Annotated in this window: 14 protein-coding genes and 5 pseudogenes; 6 read left to right on the forward strand and 13 right to left on the reverse strand. The window is 68.5% G+C overall.

Features of this window, described 5'->3' with window-relative positions; translation table 11 throughout:
• Positions 1-15: 15 nt before the first annotated feature.
• Positions 16-1179, reverse strand: coding sequence for an amidohydrolase (locus C7T91_RS08025; protein ID WP_108258783.1), 1164 nt, complete (start codon positions 1177-1179; stop codon positions 16-18).
• A gap of 154 nt (positions 1180-1333) precedes the next feature.
• On the opposite strand from C7T91_RS08025, the gene C7T91_RS08030 reads away from it, so the two are divergent.
• On the forward strand, positions 1334-1849 hold the full coding sequence (locus C7T91_RS08030; protein ID WP_108258784.1) for a MarR family winged helix-turn-helix transcriptional regulator: 516 nt from the start codon (positions 1334-1336) through the stop codon (positions 1847-1849).
• Positions 1850-1865: 16 nt separating this feature from the next.
• Here the strand turns inward: C7T91_RS08030 and C7T91_RS35115 are convergent.
• The 9 genes and pseudogenes from C7T91_RS35115 to C7T91_RS08075 all read right to left on the reverse strand — a co-directional run.
• Positions 1866-2864, reverse strand: a pseudogene (locus tag C7T91_RS35115) (transposase); the annotation flags it as partial.
• Positions 2865-2976: 112 nt separating this feature from the next.
• Positions 2977-3240, reverse strand: a complete 264-nt coding sequence (locus C7T91_RS08040) for a hypothetical protein (protein WP_108258786.1) — start codon at positions 3238-3240, stop codon at positions 2977-2979.
• Positions 3241-3374: 134 nt separating this feature from the next.
• A complete protein-coding gene (locus C7T91_RS08045) occupies positions 3375-3779 on the reverse strand; it encodes a response regulator (protein WP_108258787.1) in 405 nt (134 codons plus the stop codon).
• Between the two features lie 4 nt (positions 3780-3783).
• Positions 3784-4044: a hypothetical protein gene (locus C7T91_RS35120; protein WP_236638093.1), complete on the reverse strand. Its 261-nt coding sequence runs from the start codon at positions 4042-4044 to the stop codon at positions 3784-3786.
• Positions 4045-4355: 311 nt separating this feature from the next.
• A pseudogene (locus C7T91_RS08055) lies at positions 4356-6193 on the reverse strand (DUF294 nucleotidyltransferase-like domain-containing protein).
• A gap of 119 nt (positions 6194-6312) precedes the next feature.
• A pseudogene (locus C7T91_RS40345) lies at positions 6313-8095 on the reverse strand (sodium:solute symporter family protein).
• A 28-nt stretch (positions 8096-8123) separates the two neighbouring features.
• Positions 8124-8237: pseudogene (locus tag C7T91_RS40350) on the reverse strand (DUF4212 domain-containing protein); the annotation flags it as partial.
• A gap of 1 nt (position 8238) precedes the next feature.
• Positions 8239-8847: pseudogene (locus C7T91_RS08070) on the reverse strand (tetrahydrofolate dehydrogenase/cyclohydrolase catalytic domain-containing protein); the annotation flags it as partial.
• A 25-nt stretch (positions 8848-8872) separates the two neighbouring features.
• Positions 8873-9196 (reverse strand): aminomethyltransferase family protein, encoded by a 324-nt coding sequence (locus C7T91_RS08075; RefSeq protein ID WP_108258788.1) that lies wholly within the window; start codon positions 9194-9196, stop codon positions 8873-8875.
• Positions 9197-9270: 74 nt separating this feature from the next.
• Here C7T91_RS08075 and C7T91_RS08080 point away from each other — a divergent pair, with 74 nt between their 5' ends.
• The 4 genes from C7T91_RS08080 (at position 9271) to C7T91_RS08095 (ending at position 12875) form a co-directional block, all read left to right on the forward strand.
• Positions 9271-10617: an ABC transporter permease subunit gene (locus tag C7T91_RS08080; protein WP_161555798.1), complete on the forward strand. Its 1347-nt coding sequence runs from the start codon at positions 9271-9273 to the stop codon at positions 10615-10617.
• On the forward strand, positions 10614-11363 hold the full coding sequence (locus tag C7T91_RS08085) for an ABC transporter ATP-binding protein (protein WP_108258790.1): 750 nt from the start codon (positions 10614-10616) through the stop codon (positions 11361-11363). Before C7T91_RS08080 ends, C7T91_RS08085 begins: the two co-directional genes overlap by 4 nt.
• Positions 11357-12052: an ABC transporter ATP-binding protein gene (locus C7T91_RS08090; protein ID WP_108258791.1), complete on the forward strand. Its 696-nt coding sequence runs from the start codon at positions 11357-11359 to the stop codon at positions 12050-12052. The genes C7T91_RS08085 and C7T91_RS08090 overlap by 7 nt, the downstream gene beginning before the upstream one ends.
• Positions 12053-12134: 82 nt before the next feature.
• Positions 12135-12875 carry a sulfite exporter TauE/SafE family protein gene (locus C7T91_RS08095; protein WP_108258792.1) on the forward strand — a complete coding sequence of 247 codons (741 nt, stop codon included), beginning with the start codon at positions 12135-12137 and terminating at the stop codon, positions 12873-12875.
• On the opposite strand, the gene C7T91_RS38400 is transcribed toward C7T91_RS08095, so the two are convergent.
• Together C7T91_RS38400 and C7T91_RS08105 are read right to left on the reverse strand one after the other, a co-directional pair.
• The gene (locus C7T91_RS38400; protein ID WP_108258793.1) at positions 12839-13330 is read right to left on the reverse strand and encodes a hypothetical protein; all 492 of its coding nucleotides are present in this window, start codon (positions 13328-13330) and stop codon (positions 12839-12841) included. The two genes, C7T91_RS08095 and C7T91_RS38400, sit on opposite strands and share 37 nt — an antisense overlap.
• Positions 13331-13351: 21 nt before the next feature.
• The gene (locus C7T91_RS08105) at positions 13352-14356 is read right to left on the reverse strand and encodes a BMP family ABC transporter substrate-binding protein (protein WP_236638095.1); all 1005 of its coding nucleotides are present in this window, start codon (positions 14354-14356) and stop codon (positions 13352-13354) included.
• Between the two features lie 470 nt (positions 14357-14826).
• Here C7T91_RS08105 and C7T91_RS08110 point away from each other — a divergent pair, with 470 nt between their 5' ends.
• Positions 14827-16404: a Ppx/GppA family phosphatase gene (locus C7T91_RS08110; protein WP_108258795.1), complete on the forward strand. Its 1578-nt coding sequence runs from the start codon at positions 14827-14829 to the stop codon at positions 16402-16404.
• A gap of 150 nt (positions 16405-16554) precedes the next feature.
• Here C7T91_RS08110 and metH read toward each other — a convergent pair whose 3' ends face one another.
• Complete coding sequence (gene metH, locus C7T91_RS08115) at positions 16555-20310, reverse strand: methionine synthase (RefSeq protein ID WP_108258796.1); 3756 nt, start codon at positions 20308-20310, stop codon at positions 16555-16557.
• Between the last annotated feature and the right edge of the window lie 314 nt (positions 20311-20624).

Consider the following 20624-nt stretch of genomic DNA (forward strand, 5'->3'; position numbering starts at 1 on the left):
CCTGTTGGCCCGGCTTCAGCCGAGTTCGCGCTGCACCAGGCGGCAGAAATAGCTCGCCGCGACCGGCAGGATGGCGTCGTTGAAGTCATAGGCGGGATTGTGCGGCATCGCGCCGGGGCCCTGGCCGACCAGCACGTAGCTGCCGGGCACGCGGTCGGTCATGTAGGCGAAATCCTCGCTGCCGGTGAAGGGCGCGACATCGTCATGCACGCGGTCCGGCCCGACGGTCGAGACGGCGGCGGCCACGGCGATCTCGGTGGCGTCCTCGTCATTGACCAGCGGCACGAAATTGTCGTCGAAGCCGATCTCGGCCCGGGCGCCGTAGGTGGCGGCGACGCCCTTGGCGATCTCTTCCAGCCGGTCCTTCATCAGCGCCGCGGCCGGGGCTGCGTAGTAGCGCAGGCAGCCCTTCAGCGTGGCGCGCTCGGGGATGACGTTGTGGCTGTTCGTGCCGGCATGGACATCGGTGAAGGAGACGATGCCGGTCTCGTTCGGGTCGAGGTTGCGCGCGACGATGCTCTGCGCGGTCACCACGATGTTGGCGGCGACCTGCGCGGCATCGACCGTGGTCTGCGGCAGGGCGGCATGGCCGCCGCGGCCCGCGACCTTGATGGTGAAGAACGCGCAGCCCGCCATCATCCGTCCGGGACGGGTGAAGATGCGGCCGGTCTCCATGCCGGGGAAGTTGTGATAGGCATAGAGCCGGTCGCAGGGGAAGCGCTCCAGCAGCCCGTCCTCGAGCATCGCCCTGGCGCCGCCGAGGCCTTCCTCGGCCGGCTGGAAGATGAAATGCACCGTGCCCGCGAAGTCGCGGGTCCGCGCCAGCTGCCAGGCGGCGGCCAGCAGCGTCGCGGTATGGCCGTCATGGCCGCAGGCATGCATCACGCCCGGCACCTTCGAGGCATAGGGCTTGCCGGTTTCCTCGGCGATCGGCAGCGCGTCCATGTCGGCGCGCAGCCCGATTGCCCGGTTCGACTTGCGGCGGCCATGCAGCACGCCGACCACGCCGGTGCCGCCGATCCCGGCATGGACTTCGTCCAGCCCGAATTCGCGCAGCTTCTCCTCGACCATGCGGGCGGCGAAGGTTTCCTCGAAGCCGAGCCCCGGATTCTCGTGCAGCGCCTGCCGCCAGCCGGCGAACTCCTCCTGCCGGGCCTCGATTTCCGCGATGACGCTCATGGTGGTCTCCTGTTCTCGCAAAAGTAGTGTCATATAGTGATAGTCTCAAAATAAGAATATTGCGTAGGGAGAATGCGTGATGTCTGCTGTTTTGCCGGGTGCGGCCCCGCGGCGTGCCCGATAACCCGACGGAAACCGGAAGAACGAGGAAAAAATGGGCAGGACGTGGTCGAAGGCATTTCATCAGGGCAATGCGATCTACCAGCTGAACATGCTGGCCAGCATCGCCGTCGATTCGGCGGATGCCCGTTTCGTCGATCTCGTCGGGCTCGACATCCGCACGATCCGGGTGCTGCGGCTGATCGGCGACAATCCGGGGGTCACCTTCGGCGAGATCACCGGCATGACGGCGCTGGAGCGCAGCCTGGCCTCGCGGCTGATCCAGAACCTGGTGCGCGGCCGCCTGGTCGAGCGGCGCAACCTGCCCGAGGACGCGCGCAAGTTCGGCCTCTACATCACGCCGGAGGGCCAGGAGGCGCGCGACCGGGCCGACCGGCTGTCGGAGATCGGCATGGAGGTGCTTTTCGAGGCGCTCGCCCCGGAGGAGCTTGCCGCATTCACTGCGGCCATGGCGAAGCTCGCTGATTGGATCGACAGCGATGCCTATGAAGAGAAGTCCGCCGCCGCCTATGCCGCGGTGCAGTTCGGCGCTGGCGGGTCCGGCAGCTGAGCCGGGGGAAAGCCTGCGCATCTCCGCTCCGCGCGGCCCGGCGGATGCCGGCCCGACGTTCCGGCGGCCGCCTCCGGCCTAGCCCATGCGATGAGTGCGGACGTCTCTCGTTGTATTAGCTGATCCAGGCGCCGATCCCCTTGCGGGCCTCGGACCCGGTCCCGAAGACGTTCAGGTAGACGCACTCGTATTTCAGCGGGCGCCACAGACGCTCGGTCATCCGGTTGTCGATCCAGCGCCCGCGCCCGTCCATGGAGATTTTCACCTCCGCATCGTGCAGCACGCCGGTGAAGCCGTCGCCGGTGAATTGGGACACCTGATCGCTGTTGAATATCTCGGGCGTGCCGCATTTCGCCAGCGCCTCCTTCAGCGCCCCGACGCAGAGTTCGAGCGTCAAGCGATTGATCCGGGGGATCAATCGTAGCGAAGGACGCATCCATGCTGTCGGAAAGCCGCCAGCTCAGCACCTTCCGGCCGTGCCAGTCCATGACGGCCACGAAGCGGGGAAATGAGCCATCGGGGCGCCACCGGTCCGAGCCCGATGGCGAATGCGCCGCATCGGACCATGCGCAATGTCTGCACGCCAGGCCCGGTCCGGCCGGGTGACGGGCAAGTCCCTCAGAAGATGCGGATATATCTTGTGCTCAGGGTGTTTCCCGCTGGTCCTGGGCTCTTGATGGACGGGCAGCAGCCGCATCGGCTTCATCAGCCGACGCACGCCATGCCGCCCGCATTTGTGCCCTTCCCGTTGCATGTGGCGGGCCATCCACTGGCCGACAGGGCATTGCGCAGCAATGTCCCGAGAGGCTGGCGCGAGCCGTGCCACGGGGGGTCCGGGAACTGGCGGTCCCTCTCGGCAGATTGCTGCGCAATCGCCTGCCGGGCAGCGGATGATCGTCATGAAGGCCAAGTTCTCCGCGCTTTCGCCGCGCGGCTGGCAGCAAAGGCTCGAGCGCCCCAGGGACAGCAGGCTGCATTGCCGCCGCACGCCGAGGCCGGGATGATCCTTCTTCACCGCGATCGAGCTCCAGTGCCGGGAATGAGACTGGAGGCTTCCGGCAAAAAACCGCGCTCGATCACCAACTGGCCGATCTTGGCGTGCAGCTTTCCGACCTCGGCGGGCGATATCAGCGGCCCGGATGCCGCCTGAGCGCCGAACGCCGGCGCCATGTTGCCGATCGCCGTGTTCGTCGGGAAAACGGTCCCCCGGGATCGCCCAGATAGCGCGCGACCTCGGGTTCCAGCTCGTCATGCACGCCGCCATGGGCGCGGGCCCGCAGCGCGGCGGCGACCGTGTCGATCGGGCGGGCGACATTCTCGTCGAAGAGCCGCCAGACGAAGGCTGCCAGCGCGAAGATCCCGAATCCCGCCAGCAGCCCGGCGGTCAGCATCGCCTGCGCGGGNATCGCCGGTCGCGCGGCTGAGGGCGAAGACGCCGGCGCCAGCGAGGATCGCGAGGCTGCCGAGGCCGAGAAAGGCGAAGAACAGCAGGATCCTCAGCCGCAGGGAAAGCTTGCCCGGCATGTCAGTGGACCGGCTGCTCCGCGAGAAGGCGGCGCATCTCGGAACGCAGATCCTCCAGCCGGAAGGGCAGGGACACCACCCCGTCCGCGCCGAGCGCGCGGGTGCGGCGCCGCTCCAGCGCGCTGCCGCCGGTCTGCAGCATCAGGATGCGCACGCCGTCGAGCGCCGGGTCGCGGCGGATCGACTGGCAGGCATCGAGCATCGCGGCGGTTTCGCCATGGGTCAGGTCGAGCATCACCAGGTCGGGATGGTCGCGGGCGATCCGCTCGACGATGCGGTCGCCGGGCGCGAGCCGGGCGCAGGCATGGCCGTCGGCCGTCACCACATGGTCCATGGCGCGGGCGAGGCTGTCCTCGGATTCCACCAGGAGCACCTTGCGCGCGTTCTGCAGCGTCATCTCGGTCATCGGCTCATCCCCTCGCACAGGTGGCGGCAAGCACCGGATCGGTGTCCGGCACGTCGGTCCAGGCGGCACCGGCAACCGAGCCGGAGGCGTCGAAATCCGCGCCCTCGACCAGCGCGGCGCGGCGGTGGCCGGTGCAGTCGACGGCCACCGGGAAGCTGCGGACCGGCTGCCAGCGGCCCAGCAGGTAGATGTTGGCGATGTGCTGGCCCGGCTGGTCCGGGTTGCTCTGGATGCGCTCGACATCGACCGCCATGAAGCGGTTCACCAGCGGCGCCGCATAGGTCCAGGGGCGGTAGAACTGGCGCTCCTCGTTGACCTGNGGCCACCTCGAGCCCTTCGGGCAGGCCCGCGACGGTGCGGTCGTACCAGTTGTATTCCGACCAGATGGTCATGGCGATCATGCCGATTCCGGCCGCGACCGGCATCGTCCAGCGGGGCAGCCGCCCGCCGGAAATCCAGTTCACCGCCAGCGCAAGCCCGGCCGCGCCGACCCCTGCAAAGACGGTGGCGATGAGTTCAAAGAACATGTNGTCCTCCCTTCCTGCCCCGGAGGGCAAAGCCGCCTCCTCAAGCGNGCTAGGCAATCATTCCCTTGCCCTGGCCGATGGCGGACTGCATCGTCCGCACCACGACGAAGGCATCGCGCAGATGGCTGCGCTCGAAATCCGAAAGTTCCGTCGGCGCCAGGTAGTTGTCCGGCTTCCCGCCGCGCCGCACCAGCGCCGCCTGGTGGTCGAGCCGCGCCTGCGCGATCAGGTCATAGGCATCGATCAGGTCGCTGGCGCCGGCCTTCGACAGCACGCCGCGGGTCCGCGCCGCCTCCAGCCTGGCGCGGGTGTTGATTTCGGACAGCCGTCCCTGCAGCGCATAGACCCGCGCCAGGTCGGTGATCGGCACGACGCCGTTCAGCTTCAGGTCCAGCCGGTTCTTGTGCTCGCCCGAGCGGATCGTGGCAAAGCCGCGGATCAGCCCCAAGGGCGGGGTGTGCTTCAGCGAATTGCCGATCATGTGCGCGGTGAAGATCGAGTTCTCCGACGCCNTTCTGCAGCGTCTCGGCCTGCAGNCGCGCGCCACAGGCTTTCGGTGCCGCCGATCGGGCGCAGGTCGAACATCACCGAGGACAGCATCTGCGCCTCGGGATTCGGCTTGGCGATCCAGCCGCGGAAATACTCGCGCCAGACGCCGAGCGGCTGCCGCCAGCNGGTCGGCCGTCGCCATCATGTCGCCGGGGCAATAGAAATAGCCGCAGTCGTTCAGCCCGTCGCAGACGAATTCCGCGAGCTTCAGGAAATANCGCGTCGTCGCCCCCGGCCATGCGGTCATCGATGATCAGGCAGTTGTCCTGGTCCGAGACGCCGGTCTGCTCTCGCCGCCCCTGGCTGCCGCAGGCGCACCAGACATAGGGAACCGGGGCAGGGCCGAGCTTGTCCTCGGCCAGCCGCAAGAGCCGCCGCGTGCAGGCATCGGCGATGTCGGTGATCAGCCGGGTCACGACGTCATGGCGGTTGCCGCCGCCGACCAGCTGCACCAGGAGCTGCGGGATCTGCGCGGTCACCTTGGCCAGCGCCGCGACNCGAGCGGCCGCGCGCGATGTCCGAGACGAACTGCGCCGAGGTCACCGCCTGCAGCCGGGTCAGGTCGGTCTGGGTGACCATGCCGACCAGCACGTCCTTCTCGACGATCGGCAGATGGCCGATATGGCGTTCATGCATGACATGCAGCACGTCGGTGCCGAGGCTGTCGGGCGCCAGCGTCACCGGGTCGGCGGTCATGATGTGCTTGACCGGCAGCTTGGCGTCGATGCCCNTCGGCGAGGCAGCGGTTCGACAGGTCNCGAGGTGGTCAGGATGCCGGCCAGGCGGCCNCTCCTCGACGACGGCGAGGCTCGAGATGTTGCGGTCGCGCATGATCCGCGCCGCCTCGATGNATCGGGGTCGAGGGCGGGCAGGTGATCGGCGGACCGGCAAGGATCTGGCGCACCGGCATGGTGGCAAGCGAGGTGCCGCGCTCCTCGCGTTCGGCACCGGAGCGGCGGAAGAACCGCGAGAAGGCCGCATTCTCCTTCATCAGCCGGGCGAATTCCGCGGCGGGCAGCAGGAAGAGCGTGGTCTCCTCGATGGCGAAGGCGGTGGTCGCGGCAAGGCCGTCGCGCATCAGCCCGCGTTCGCCGAAGGAGTTGCGGCAGCCNGAGGATCGACACTTTGGCGCCGCGGTGGTCGCGGACATCGACCGCGCCCTGGTAGATCAGGTAGAGTCCGGCGAGCTCCGCGCCGAGCGCGTAGATCTCGTCGTCCTTGGCGANCGGTCACGGTCTCGAAGCAGGCGGCGGCGCGGGAAAGCTCGCCGCGCTCGAAACTGTCATAGGGGTGGACGGAAACCAGGAAGGCCTCGATCTCGTCGCGGGTCAGGGTCATCGAAGGGTCTCGCTATCCGCTCGGTGCCAGTTCAGGACAGGGTAGCACATCGGAACCTTGATACAGATCAGGCCGGTTTGGAACCGGNCCTGATTTTTCTTTTCATGTTGCCGTGGCGATCAGTGGTCGACGGCGGCACCTGCCCCGCGGGGGATGCGGACGGAGGCGACCAGGTCCTGGATTTCCTGGGGCGGCTCTTCCGTGGCCCGCGACACCATGATGGCGGTGGCGAAGTTCAGCAGCGCGCCGACGGCCCCGAAGGAGGTCGACTTGATGCCGAGGAACAGCGGGTCCGCATCGGTGAAGGAGTTGGTGTCAGGGATGAAGAACCAGCCCTTGTGCAGGAAGATGTAGACCAGCGTCACCCCGATGCCGACCAGCATGCCGGCGACGGCACCCTTGTCGTTGATGCGCTTCGAGAAGATGCCCATCATCAGCGCCGGGAAGATCGACGAGGCCGCGAGGCCGAAGGCCAGTGCCACGGTCTGCGCCGCGAAGCCGGGCGGATTGATGCCCAGATAGGTGGCGACTGCGATCGAGACGGCCATGGCGATCCGGGCGGTCAGGAGCTCGTTCTTTTCCGACATGTCCGGGGTCAGCTGGCCCTTGAACAGGTCGTGCGAGACGGCCGAGGAGATCGCCAGCAGCAGGCCTGCTGCGGTGGAGAGCGCGGCGGCAAGGCCGCCTGCTGCGACGAGGCCGATGACCCAGCCGGGCAGGTTGGCGATTTCCGGGTTGGCGAGAACCAGGATGTCGTTGTTGANTGGTCAGCTCGTTGCCGGACCAGCCCGCGGCAGCGGCCTTTTCCTGCATCGCGGCAGACTTGTCGTTGTAGTACTGGATCTTGCCGTCGCCGTTCTTGTCTTCGAAGGCCAGCATGCCGGTCTTGGACCAGGTGTCCATCCAGTCATAGGCCGGGTCGTCGTTCATCTGCTCGAGCGTCACCGCTTCGCCGGAGGTGCCGTTCGGCCACATCTGGTCGGTGATGTTCATGCGGGCCATGGCGCCCACGGCCGGAGCCACGAGGTACAGGAGCGCGATGAAGACCAGCGCCCAGCCGGCGGACCAGCGCGCGGCGGCCACGGTCGGCACGGTGAAGAACCGCATGATCACGTGCGGCAGGCCGGCCGTCCCGATCATCAGCGACAGGGTGAAGAGCACCAGGTTCAAGAGGTCGCCGTGACGCTCGGTGTAGCTGGCGAAGCCCAGCTCGGTCACGATCTGGTCGAGGCGCGACAAGAGCGGCTCGCCGGAGGCGACGTGATCGCCGAACAGGCCCAGCGGCGGCAGCGCGTTGCCGGTCAGCTGCAGCGAGATGAAGATCGCCGGAATGGTGTAGGCGGTGATCAGCACGCAGTACTGCGCCACCTGCGTGTAGGTCACGCCCTTCATGCCGCCGAACACGGCATAGGCGAAGACGACCACGGCTCCGATCAGCAGGCCGGTGGTGTTGTCGACTTCGAGGAAGCGGCCGAAGGCCACGCCGACGCCGGTCATTTGGCCGATCACGTAGGTGATCGAGGCGATGATCAGGCAGATCACGGCCACGAGCCGGGCGGTCTTCGAATAGAAGCGGTCGCCGACGAATTCCGGGACGGTGAACTTGCCGAACTTGCGCAGGTAGGGCGCGAGCAGCAGCGCCAGCAGCACGTAGCCGCCGGTCCAGCCCATCAGGTAGGCCGAGTTGTCATAGCCGACGAAGGCGATCAGGCCCGCCATCGACAGGAAGGAGGCGGCCGACATCCAGTCCGCGCCGGTGGCCATGCCGTTGACGACCGGGTGGACGCCGCGGCCGGCCGCGTAGAATTCCGAGGTCGAGCCCGCCCGGGCCCAGATCGCGATGCCGATGTAGAGCGCGAAGGACGCGCCCACGAACAGCAGGTTGAGGGTAAACTGATCCATCTGTCCCGCTGTCCCTTACTCTTCGNACGCCGTATTTGCGGTCGAGCGCATTCATCCGCCAGGCGTAGAAGAAGATCAGCGCCAGGAAGACCAGGATCGACCCCTGCTGGGCGAACCAGAAGCCCAGATCGGTGCCGCCGACGGGAGGCGAGGTCGCGGGTCCGCGAATGCGCCACCGTCACGGTGCAGCTTTCCCGCAGCAAGAGCTGCGCCATCGGCTTGCCGACGATGTTCGAGCGCCCGACCACCACGGCGGACAGGCCCGACAGATCGCCCAGATGGTCGCGCAGCATCATCAGGCAGCCGAGCGGCGTGCAGGGCACCATCGCCGCCTGCCCGGTCGCCAGCAGCCCGGCATTCGAGACATGGAACCCGTCCACGTCCTTTTCCGGCGCGATCGCGTTGATCACCAGATCGGCGTCGATCTGCGCGGGCAGCGGCAGCTGCACCAGGATGCCATGGACCGCCGGGTCGGCATTCAGCCGCGCGATCAGCGCCAGAAGCTCCGCCTGCGGCGTCTCCGCGGGAAGCCGGTGCTCGAAGCTCGCCATCCCGGCCTCGGCGGTCTGGCGCGCCTTGTTGCGCACATAGACCTGGCTGGCCGGGTCTTCGCCCACCAGCACCACCGCCAGCCCCGGCGTGATGCCCTGCTGCGCGAGCCCGGCCACATGGCCCGCGATGCGGGCGCGCAGCCCTTCCGCGAAGGCCCTGCCGTCGAGCAGCCGGGCCCCCTGGATCGTGTCCGCCGTCATGTCTTTTCCTCCGTCTCTCTCCGCGTCAGGCCGCGAGGCGCGCGGTTTCGGTTTCGAGCGCGTGCCAGAGCGATCCCGCCTGGCTGCGCATGCCGATCACGGCCAGCCTGTCTTCCGCGCGGCGGACCAGGAAAACCGTCATGTGATGCAGCCCGGTGCGGGCCGCCCTGCCGGGGGCCAGCGCCGCGGGCGGCAGGTTGACAAGCCGCTCCAGAAGGGCGGCGATGCCGGGACCGGCGATCTCGAAGGCGGCGAAACCGTCGGTCTGTTCGGTGATCCGCGCGCCCGGCGCCTCCGCCGAGACAAGCCCCGCGAAGTCCGCATCGGCCAGCCCTTCGCCGGTGATCATCCACTGGCCGGGGCCGCTCCAGAAGGGATGGCACGGCGCGGGTGTGGGAGGCGGCAGTTGCGACGGAACTCGCGGTGCTGCGCGGCCACGGGAACTCCTTCCAGACCCGCTCAGTCCTTAGCGCCGTCTTCTCGCCGGACGGACGCCGTGACCTCACCGGCTCGGACGATGGCACGGCGCGGGTCTGGGAGGCGGCAGTCGCGACGGAACTCGCGGTGCTGCGCGGCCACGGGAACTCCTTCCAGACCCGCCCAGTCCTTAGCGCCGTCTTCTCGCCGGACGGACGCCGCGTCCTCACCGTCTTGGGCGGTGGCACGGCGCGGGTGCGGGAGGCGGCGACCGGGGCGGAACTCGCGGTGCTGCGCGGCCACGAGAGCTACCTCCGGAGCGCCGTCTTCTCGCCTGACGGACGCCGCGTCCTCACCGTCTTGGGCGGTGGCACGGCGCGGGTGCGGGAGGCGGCGACCGGGGCGGAACTCGCGGTGCTGCGCGGCCACGAGAGCTACCTCCGGAGCGCCGTCTTCTCGCCTGACGGACGCCGCGTCCTCACCGGCTCGGACGATGGGACGGTGATCGCCACGCGGATGGCCGTCTTCGCCATCGCCGCGCTGTCCCTGGACCTGATCCTCGGCTTCGGCGCGCTGGTCAGCTTCGGCCACGCCGCCTATCTGGGGCTCGGCGCCTATGCGGTCGCGATCTGCGCGCGCCACGGGGTGACCGACCTCTTCGTCCAGATGGCCGTCGGCGCCGCCGCCGCCGCTGCCTTCGCCGCCGCCTCGGGGGCCATCTCGCTGCGCACCCGCGGCATCTATTTCATCATGATCACGCTGGCATTCGGGCAGATGGCCTATTTCTTCTTCGTCTCGCTTTCGGCCTATGGCGGCGATGACGGCACCGCGCTGGCGGCGCGCTCCACCCTCTTGGGACAGGACTGGCTGGAGAACGACACCGTCTTCTTCTACGTGGTGCTCGGCTGTCTCGCGGCGACCTATGGCGGGCTGCACCGGCTGGTGAATGCGCGCTTCGGCCGGGTGTTGGCCGGCACCCGCGAAAGCGAGCTGAGGATGCGCGCGATCGGCTACCGGCCATTCCGATACCGGCTGGCGGCCTACGTGATCTCGGGGATGCTCTGCGCGGTGGCGGGCGTGCTGCTGGCGAACCAGACCGAATATGTCGCCCCCGCCTACATGGCCTGGACCCGCTCGGGCGAGTTGATCGTCATGCTGCTGCTCGGCGGCATCGGCACGCTGTCGGGCGCGCTGGCCGGTGCGCTGGTGACCGTCGGGCTCGAAGAGCTGCTGTCGGACTATTCCGAGCATTGGCGGCTGGCCTTCGGGCTGATCCTGCTCGCCGTGGTGCTCTGGTCGCCTGCCGGGCTGACTGGGCTGGTCCGCCGCCTGCGCCCGGAGGAGCGGCCATGACGCTGCTCGAGGTCCGGGACCTGCGCAAATCCTACGGCGCGCTGGCCGTCACCGACGGGCTGTCGCTCGGGGTCGCGGAATGCGAGCTGCATGCCATCATCGGTCCGAACGGCGCGGGCAAGACCACGCTGATCGCACAGCTTTCGGGCGAGCTTGCGCCTGACAGCGGCACGGTGCGCTTCGCCGGCACGGACATCACCCGGCTCGACATGGCATCGCGGGTCCGCGCCGGGCTGGCGCGCAGCTTCCAGATCACCACGTTGATGCCCGCCATGACTGCGCTGGAAAACGTCGCGCTTGCCGTGCAGGGCCGGTCCGGCAGCTCCTTCCGCTTCTGGCGCCCGGTGGCACAGGAGGCCGCGCTGAATGACGAGGCGATGGACTGCCTGGCGCAGGTGGGGCTCGCGGACCGTGCCGCCCGTCCCGCCGGCGCGATGAGCCATGGCGAGAAGCGCCAGCTGGAACTGGCGGTCGCGCTGGCCTGCCGCCCGCGGCTTCTGCTGCTGGACGAACCGCTCGCCGGAACCGGCCCGCAGGAGGCAGAGGTGCTGGTCGGGCTGCTCGCGGGGCTCAAGGGCAAGGTGACGATGGTGCTGATCGAGCATGACATGGAGGCGGTCTTCGCCCTCGCCGACCGGGTCTCCGTGTTGGTCTACGGCCGGATCATCGCCTCGGACGCGCCGCAGGAGATCCGGCAGGACCCGGCGGTGCGCGCCGCCTATCTGGGCGGGGAAGCCACATGCTGAGCATCGAGGGGCTCGAAGGCGGCTACGGCTCGGCGCAAGTGCTCTTCGGCATCGACCTCGCCGTGGCCGAGGGCGAAGCCGTCACGCTGCTGGGCCGCAACGGCATGGGAAAGACGACGACGATCCGCACGGTCTTCGGCCTGCTGCCCGCACGCGGCGGCCGGATCCGCGTCGCCGGGCGGGACCTGACAGGCGCGGCGCCGCACCGGATTGCGCAGGCAGGCCTCGGGCTGGTGCCGGAAGGCCGCCAGATCTTCCCGACTCTGACGGTCGAGGAGAACCTCGTTGCCACCGCCCGCAGCGACGGTCCCGCCCGCTGGACCCTGCCGCGCATCTGGGAGCTGTTCCCGCGGCTGGCCGAGCGGCGGCGCAACATGGGAGACCAGCTCTCGGGCGGCGAGCAGCAGATGCTGGCGGTGGGGCGCGCGCTGATGACCAATCCGCGGCTCCTCGTGCTCGACGAGGCAACCGAGGGGCTGGCACCCTTGATCCGCGAGGAGATCTGGTCCTGCCTGATCCGGCTGAAATCCGAGGGCGAGGCGATCCTGGTGGTCGACAAGAACCTCGATGCGCTGACCCGTTTCGCCGACCGGCATGTGGTGATCGAGAAGGGCCGCACGGTCTGGAGCGGCAGCACCGCCGATCTGCGCGCCGCTCCGGAGATCGCCGACCGCTACCTGCACGCCTGAACGGGTGCGGCGGCGTCCCGGCTTGAACGCCCAGGCCTGTCAGCGCTAAACCCGGCCGGGTGCGCTGCCCGAGGACCCGCCCATGACGCCCGAAATGATGATGCTGATCGCCGCCGCCTTCGTGGTCGGCCTGTCGAAGGGCGGCCTTGCCGCCGCAGGCGCGCTGTCGGTGCCGATGCTGTCCCTGTGGATGGACCCGCTGCAGGCCGCCGCCGCGCTTCTGCCGGTGTATATCGCCTCGGACATGATCGCCGTCGCGATCTACCGCAAGCAGCCCTCGTGGCCGAACCTACGGATCCTCGTGCCCGCCTCGCTGGCGGGGATCGTTCTGGCGACGCTGGTCGCGCCGCATGTGCCGGTCGCCGCCGTCACGCTGCTGACCGGGACGATCGGGCTGGCCTATGTCGCGCAGTCGGTGCTGGTCCCGCCGCCCGAGGTGCCGCATCGCGCGCGGATCGGACGCGGCATCTTCTGGGGCGTGCTGACCGGCATCACCAGCTTCATCTCGCATAACGGCGCGCCGCCCTTCACCGCCTATGTGCTGCCTCAGAAGCTGCCGAACCTGGCCTTCGCGGGCACCTCGACCATCGTCTTCGCGATCATCAACCTGTCGAAACTGCCGGCCTATCACGAGATCGGCCTGACCGGCGGGCTGTCGCTGCAGATGCTGGTGCCGCTGATCGCCGTGGCCATCATCGGCGCCTTCGCCGGGCGCTGGCTGGTCGGCTGGCTGCCGCAGAAGATCTATTCGGCAGTGATCCGCACGTTGCTGGCGATCGTCTCGGCCTATCTCTGCGCCATCTCGGTCATCGCGCTGGCCTGAGCGCGGAGCTCCAGCGCCTCGGCCAGGGTCAGGCGGCTGCGCGCGCCGGGTTCGCCCGAGGGACGCGGGAAATCGGCGCGGAAATGCGCGCCGCGGCTTTCCTCGCGGCGCAGCGCGGCCACGCCGCCGAGCACGATGGCGCCTTCGCCGCCGATCACCGTCAGGCCGAGCCGCGCGGGCAGCGCGACGCAGAGCGCGGCCAGCAGCAAGGGCGCGGTACGGCTCAGCGTGTTTGCCCAGGAGAAGGCGGTGCCGAAACCCGCCTTGTAGACAAGGGCGAAATACTCCGCCGGGCTCTTGCCTTGCGTCAGCAGGAACAGCGAGAAGATTGCCAGCCCGGCCAGCAGGGCGCCGAGCGGGATCAGCACCGCCTCGGAACGCCGCGCGATCCCGGCAAGCCAGCCGTCGGGGGAGAGCCCGCCCCCGAGCGGGGCGGCAATGGTCCGGTCACTCATGGCGGGGCTCCCTCAGTGCGCTCAGGAGGTCGCGCCGATCACGCCTTCGACGAGATAGTCCATGCTTTCCAGACGGATGTCGTCTTCGGCAAAGCCTTCGCCAGCGCCCGCGATTTCGTTGCCCTCGTTGTCCTTCAGCGGCCCCTTGATGACCTGGAAGCCACCCTTCATGATCTCGGCCTGGGTCGCCTCGAATTGCGCCCGCGCCGCGTCGGTGACCGCCGGGCCCAGCGGCGACATCTTGACGAAGCCGTCGGCCAGCCCGCCGCGCAGGAAGTTCGGGATCTCGCCGCCATCCATCATGGTCTGCACCATCTTCGGATAGACGCCCGCCCAGTTCCACTCGGCGCCGGTCAGGTATTTCTCGGGGGCCAGCGGCGACTGGTCGGCATGGTAGCCGCAGATCCAGCAGCCCCGGCCGGCCGCCGTCTCCATCACCACCTTCGGCCCGTCGACATGGCAGGTGATCACGTCGCAGCCCGCATCCGCGAGCGCGTTCGTCGCCTCGGCCTCCTTGACGGCCAGCGACCATTCGCCGGTGAAGATCACCTGGCAGGTGATCGACGGATCGACCGCGCGGGCGCCCAGCAGGAAGGAGTTGATGTTCAAGAGCACCTGCGGGATCGGCTTGGCCGCGACGAAGCCGATCTTCTTCGACTGGCTCATGTGCCCTGCGGTGATGCCGTTCAGGTACTGGCCCATGCCGATATAGCCGAAATAGCTGCCGATGTTCGACGGCATGCCTTCGGTCCAGAGACCGGCGGCATGTTCGAAGCGGACATCCGGATACTTCGGCGCGACTTCCAGAACGTGGGGATCGAAATAGCCGAAAGAAGTCGGGAAGATCAGCGAGGCTCCGTCGAAATTGATCATCGATTCCATCGACTTCTGCACGTCGGTGGTTTCGGCGACATTCTCTTCTTCGACGATGGTCACGCCCGCCATCTGCGCAACGGCAGCTGCGCCCTCGGCATGGGCCTGGTTGTAGCCGAAATCGTCCTTCGGCCCGACATAGATGAAGCCCACCGTGATGTCGCCCGCGGCGCGCGCCGGCAGCGGCCCGAGCGCGGCCCCGACCGGTGGCCCAGCCGCTGGCACCTCCGGGACCGATGGCGAACCCCACCATGGAGATCGCCGGTCCCTCCCGGCGGTTGCACGCAATCGCCTGCCGGGCAGCGGGTCGATGTCGGACCGGCTCACGAGCAGCCTCGCGGTCGACGCGATGCGCATGGCGCTGCAGAACCGGCGGCCGAAGCCGGGGCTGATCTGCCACTCCGATCGTGGAGTCCAATATGCCAGAGGCGATTGCCGGCAGCTTCCCGATGCCTGGACGGCAGCTGCCTCGATGAGGCGCACGGCCCCGCCAGTGCAGCCGCGCTTGCCGCCTGCAGGCCCGGGCCGCACATCGCCCGCCCTTCGCCCGAACCCGCGCCGCACGGGCTGTGACACTGCTTGCGCCCGGCAATCGGGCCGCCGAGGTTGCGTCACCGTCCCGAATGGCCCTAGGTAGGGCCGGATTGGCTTTAACGGAACTGAGGCACGTGTCACCTGATCCTGGCTTTTTCGGCCCGCCGCCGGTCGACCCGGCAGATGTCCAGCGGCTGTCCCGTGTCGGGGTCGTCGATGTCGGCTCGAACTCGGTGCGGCTCGTCATCTTCGACGGCGCCGCCCGCTCTCCGGCCTATTTCTTCAACGAAAAGGTGCTCTGCGGCCTCGGGCGCGACCTGGCCGAGACCGGACGGCTGAGCCCCGAGGGCAAGACCCGGGCGCTCGCGGCGCTGAACCGGTTCCAGCATATCGGCGAAAGCCTCGGCATCACGCCGATGCTGGCCGTGGCGACGGCGGCGATGCGCGTCGCCGAGGACGGGCCCGACTTCCAGAAGGAGATCCTCGAAAAGACCGGCATGCAGCTGCGCGTCATCGACGGCGCCGAAGAGGCGCGGCTGGCGGCGCAGGGCGTTCTGCTCGGCTGGCCCGAGGCTTCGGGCTATGTCTGCGACATCGGCGGCTCGTCGATGGAGCTGGCGCAGGTCTCGGCGGGCGAGATCGGCTGGCGGGACACCTCGCCGCTCGGGCCCCTGGCGCTGGCCCGGCTCGAGTCGGAAAAGGCGGTGCGCACCCGCGTCGAAGACCACCTCAAACGCCTGCGCAAGGCCATGCCGGGCGATCCGAAGCGGCTCTACCTGGTCGGCGGGTCGTGGCGGGCGATCGCCAAGATCGACATGGTGCGCCGCGACTATCCCCTGCAGGTGCTGCACGAATACCGTCTCGACCGCGACTCGCTGGTCGAGACCCTCGACCTGATCGACAGCGCCGATCCCCATGCGCTGCGCAAGCAGGCCGGGATCTCGGGCGAACGCATGGCGCTCTTGCCGATGGCGGGACAGGTGCTGCGCGGGCTCCTGAAGGTGCTGCAGCCCGAGGAACTCTTCGTCTCGGCCTACGGGCTGCGCGAGGGGCTGCTCTACGAGGAGATGCCCGAGGCGCTGCGCACCGCCGATCCGCTGATCGAATCCTGCCGCCATGCCGAGATGAGCTCGGCCCGCGTGCCGGGCTTCGGCACCACGCTCTACCGCTATGTCCGCAGCCTGTTCCCGGATGCCGACCGCGCGCGGCTGCGGCTGATCAAGGCGGCGAGCCTCTTGCATGACGTCAGCTGGCGCACCCATCCCGACTACCGCGCCGAGGTCTGCTTCGACTATGCGGCGCGGGCCAACATGGGCGGGCTCAGCCATGGCGAGCGGGTCTTCCTCGGGCTGGCGCTGCTGCACCGCTACAAGAACAACCGCGACGGCACCCGCTTCGACGCGCTGCGTCCGCTCCTGAGCGAGCAAGAGGTGCGCGACGCCGAGATCCTCGGCCGCGCGCTGCGCTTCGGCGCCATGCTGACCCTGGGCGGGGATGACAATATCGGGCGGCTCGACTGGGATCCGGCGGCAAAGCGGCTGGCGCTGCACCTGTCGGACCACACCCAGCCGCTGTTCGGCGAAGTGGCCGAGGCGCGCTTCATCGCGCTCGCGAAGGCGCTCGAGGCCGAGGTTTCGGTGCTGGCGGCCGGGACGCTCTCGGCCTGAGGCCGTCCTGGCGCGATGCCCGTATTCCGGGGCGGCAAAACGCCGGGCACGGCGCCGCTGGCCCGGCTCGGCTGCCCTCGGTTCTTCGTCCGAAGGTCAGCCGGGTCGGGCCCTCCTGCCGTGTCCCGCCGTGCCGCGGGCCGGCCGGCCTTACTCGGCAGCCACGCCGGAGGCGCCGCCGGGCGTGTAGTTCAGGATCGGTGCCAGCCAGCGCTCGGCCGCCTCCACCGTCATGCCCTTGCGTGCGGCATAGTCCTCGACCTGGTCGCGCTCGACCTTCGCCACGCCGAAATAGTAGCTCTCGGGATGCGCCAGGTAGAGGCCCGAGACCGAGGAGCCCGGCCACATGGCATAGCTTTCGGTCAGCTCCACGCCGGTGGCCGCCGTCGCGTCCAGAAGCTCGAACAGCGTCGTTTTCTCGGTGTGGTCGGGCTGGGCGGGGTAGCCCGGCGCCGGGCGGATGCCCTCGTAGGGTTCGGCGATCAGCTCCTCGGGCGTGTAGCTTTCCGAGGCATAGCCCCAGAGTTCCGTCCGGACCAGCTCGTGCATCCGCTCGGCGAAGGCCTCGGCGAAGCGGTCCGCCAGCGCCTTGACCATGATCGAGGAATAATCGTCATGCGCCGCCTCGAACCGCGCCGCGATCTCCGCCTCTTCCGGGCCGGCCGTCACCACGAAGCCGCCGACATAATCCGCCGTGCCTTCGGGCGCGATGAAATCGGCGAGCGCCACGTTCGGCCGCCCTTCGCGCTTCGCGGTCTGCTGGCGCAACGTGTGCAGCATCGCGCGGGTCTCGGCGCGATCCTCGCCGGTGAAGAGCCGGATGTCGTCGCCCGCGCGGTTGGCCGGCCAGAAGCCGACCACCGCCTTCGGCGTGAACCATTTCTCGGCGATGATCTTCTCGAGCATGGCCTGCGCGTCGGCAAAGAGCTGCCTTGCGGCCTCGCCCTGCTTTTCGTCCTCGAGGATGCGCGGATAGACGCCCTTCAGCTCCCAGGTCTGGAAGAACGGGGTCCAGTCGATATAGCGCGCCAGCTCGGCCAAGTCCCAGCCGTCCCAGACCTTGGTGCCGAGGAAGGACGGCGCCTTGCTGCCGGACTGTTCGAGCTTGAGCGCATTGGCGCGGGCATCGGCCAGGCTGATCCGCTTCTTGGCCAACTCGGCGCGGGCATGGCGCTCGGCGACGTCGGCATAGTCCGCCTTCACGCCCTCGACATAGTCCGTCACCTGGCTCGGCGACAGCAGCGCGGAGACCACGCCGACCGCGCGGCTCGCATCCGTCACGTAGACCGCCTGGCCCTTGGCATAGCGCGGATGGATCTTCACCGCGGTGTGGACCTTCGACGTGGTCGCGCCGCCGATCAGCAGCGGGATGTCGTAGCCCTGCCGCTCCATCTCGGCGGCGACATGGACCATCTCGTCGAGCGAGGGGGTGATGAGGCCCGACAGCCCGATCACGTCGACCTTCTCGTCGCGGGCGACCTGCAGGATCTTCTCCGCCGGCACCATGACGCCGAGGTCGATGATCTCGTAGTTGTTGCAGGCCAGCACGACGCCGACGATGTTCTTGCCGATGTCGTGGACGTCGCCCTTCACCGTGGCCATCAGCACCTTGCCGGCGCTTTCGCGGCCTTCGCCGCCCGACAGGCGCTTTTCCTCTTCCATGTAGGGCAGAAGGACCGCCACGGCCTGCTTCATCACGCGGGCGGATTTCACCACCTGCGGCAGGAACATCTTGCCCGCGCCGAACAGGTCGCCGACCACGTTCATCCCGGCCATCAGCGGGCCCTCGATGACATGCAGCGGCCGCTCGGCGGCCTGGCGGGCCTCCTCGGTATCGGCGTCGATGAATTCGGTGATGCCGTTGACCAGCGCGTGCTCCAGCCGCTTCTCGACGGAGAATTCGCGCCAGGACATGTCCTTCTCGCGGCCCTTGGCGCCGCCCTGGCCGCGGTAGCGTTCGGCGATCTCCAGCATGTTCTCGGTCGCCGAGCCGCCATTGGCCGGGGTGCGGTTCAGGACGACATCCTCGCAGGCCTCGCGCAGCTCGGCGTCGATCTGGTCATAGACCGCCAGCTGCCCCGCGTTGACGATGCCCATGTCCATGCCGTTCTGGATCGCGTGATACAGGAACACCGCATGCATCGCCTCGCGCACCGGCTCGTTGCCGCGGAACGAGAAGCTGAGGTTCGACACGCCGCCCGAGATATGGACATGCGGGCAGTCGGTGGTGATCCGGCGCGTCGCCTCGATGAAGTCGACGCCGTAATTGTCGTGTTCCTCGATGCCGGTGGCCACGGCAAAGACGTTCGGGTCGAAGATGATGTCTTCGGGCGGGAAGCCGACCTCTTCGGTCAGCAGCTTGTAGGCGCGGGTGCAGATCTCGACCTTGCGGTCCTCGGTATCGGCCTGGCCGGTCTCGTCGAAAGCCATGACGATGACGGCGGCGCCGTAGCGGCGGCAGAGCCGCGCCTGTTCGAGGAACTGCGCCTCGCCCTCCTTCATCGAGATCGAGTTGACGACCGCCTTGCCCTGCACGCATTTCAGGCCGGCCTCGATCACCTCCCATTTGGAGCTGTCGATCATCACCGGCACGCGGGCGATGTCGGGCTCGGCCGCGATCAGGTTGAGGAACTCGATCATCGCCTGCTTGGAGTCGATCAGGCCCTCGTCCATGTTGACGTCGATGATCTGGGCGCCGTTCTCGACTTGCTGGCGCGCGACGTCGAGCGCCTCGGCATAATCGCCATTGGTGATCAGCTTGCGGAACTTTGCCGAGCCGGTGACGTTCGTCCGCTCGCCGACGTTCACGAAGGGAATTTCGGGGGCCAGCACGAAGGGTTCGAGCCCCGACAGCCGCATCAGCGGCGCCTGTTCCGGGACGGTGCGCGGGGCGCAGTCCTTCACCGCTTCGGCGATGGCGCGGATATGGTCATAGGTCGAGCCGCAGCAGCCGCCGACGATGTTGACCAGGCCGTCGCGGGCGAATTCGGCGACCTGCGCCGCCATCTGGGCGGGGGTCTCGTCGTATTCGCCCATCTCGTTCGGCAGGCCGGCATTCGGATAGGCGCAGATCAGCGTGTCGGCAACGGTCGAAAGCTCGTCGATATGGGCGCGCATCGCGGCCGCGCCGAGCGCGCAGTTGAGGCCGACGGTCAGCGGCTCGGCATGGCGCACCGAATGCCAGAAGGCGGTCGGCGTCTGGCCCGACAGCGTCCGGCCCGAGAGGTCGGTGATCGTGCCGGAGATCATCACCGGCATCCGCATGCCGATTTCCTCGAAGACCAGCTCGCAGGCGAAGATCGCGGCCTTGGCGTTGAGCGTGTCGAAGATCGTCTCGATCAGCAGGATGTCGGCGCCGCCTTCGATCAGGGCGCGGGCCTGCTCGGCATAGGCGTCCTTCAGCTGGTCGAAGGTCACGGCGCGGTAGCCGGGGTTGTTCACGTCCGGGCTGATCGAGGCGGTGCGGTTGGTCGGGCCGAGCGCGCCTGCGACGAAGCGCTTGCGGCCGTCCTCGGCCTCGGCGCGGTCCATCGCCTTGCGCGCCAGCCGCGCGCCCTCGACATTGAGGTCGCGCACCGCCGCCTCGAGCGCGTAATCGGCCTGGGCGATGGTGGTCGAGGAAAAGGTGTTGGTCTCGACGATATCCGCCCCGGCCATCGCATAGCGGAAGTGGATGTCCTCGATCACGTCCGGGCGCGTCAGGTTCAAGAGGTCGTTGTTGCCCTTCTGGGGCTTGTCCGACGCATGCGGCTGGTGGCAGGAGCAGGCGCCGTTGCCGCAGCCCTGGAAGTCGTCTTCGGAGAGGCCCAGAAGCTGGATCTGCGTGCCCATCGCGCCGTCCAGGATCAGGATGCGCTCGGCCGCCGCCTTGCGGATGTCGTCGAAGACAGGAGAGAGTTTCAGCATATCGGGCACCTTTCGCACGGACGGGGTCGCGCTATACGGTTTGGCGGCGGATGCCAAACTCATAATCTTCAACGAGACTATGAAAGTTGCTCACATCCGGGCCTGCGGCGCCGGGGCGGGTCCGGTCGGTTTCCGCTTTGCGGCCTCCGGGGTCCTCCGTAAGCTCGGACTGCGGGGAGGCGGCAGGGCATGGACAGGCATCGCAGTGCAGGGCCGGAAGGGCGATGGGCATCGGGCGGGCGCGGCGTCACGCGACCGATGCGCGATGCGGCTGCCGTCCGGGCGGACGTGCGGCGGTTCCCCGGCGCAGGCGG

The organism is Mangrovicoccus ximenensis (assembly GCF_003056725.1).
Classification (GTDB): domain Bacteria; phylum Pseudomonadota; class Alphaproteobacteria; order Rhodobacterales; family Rhodobacteraceae; genus Mangrovicoccus; species Mangrovicoccus ximenensis.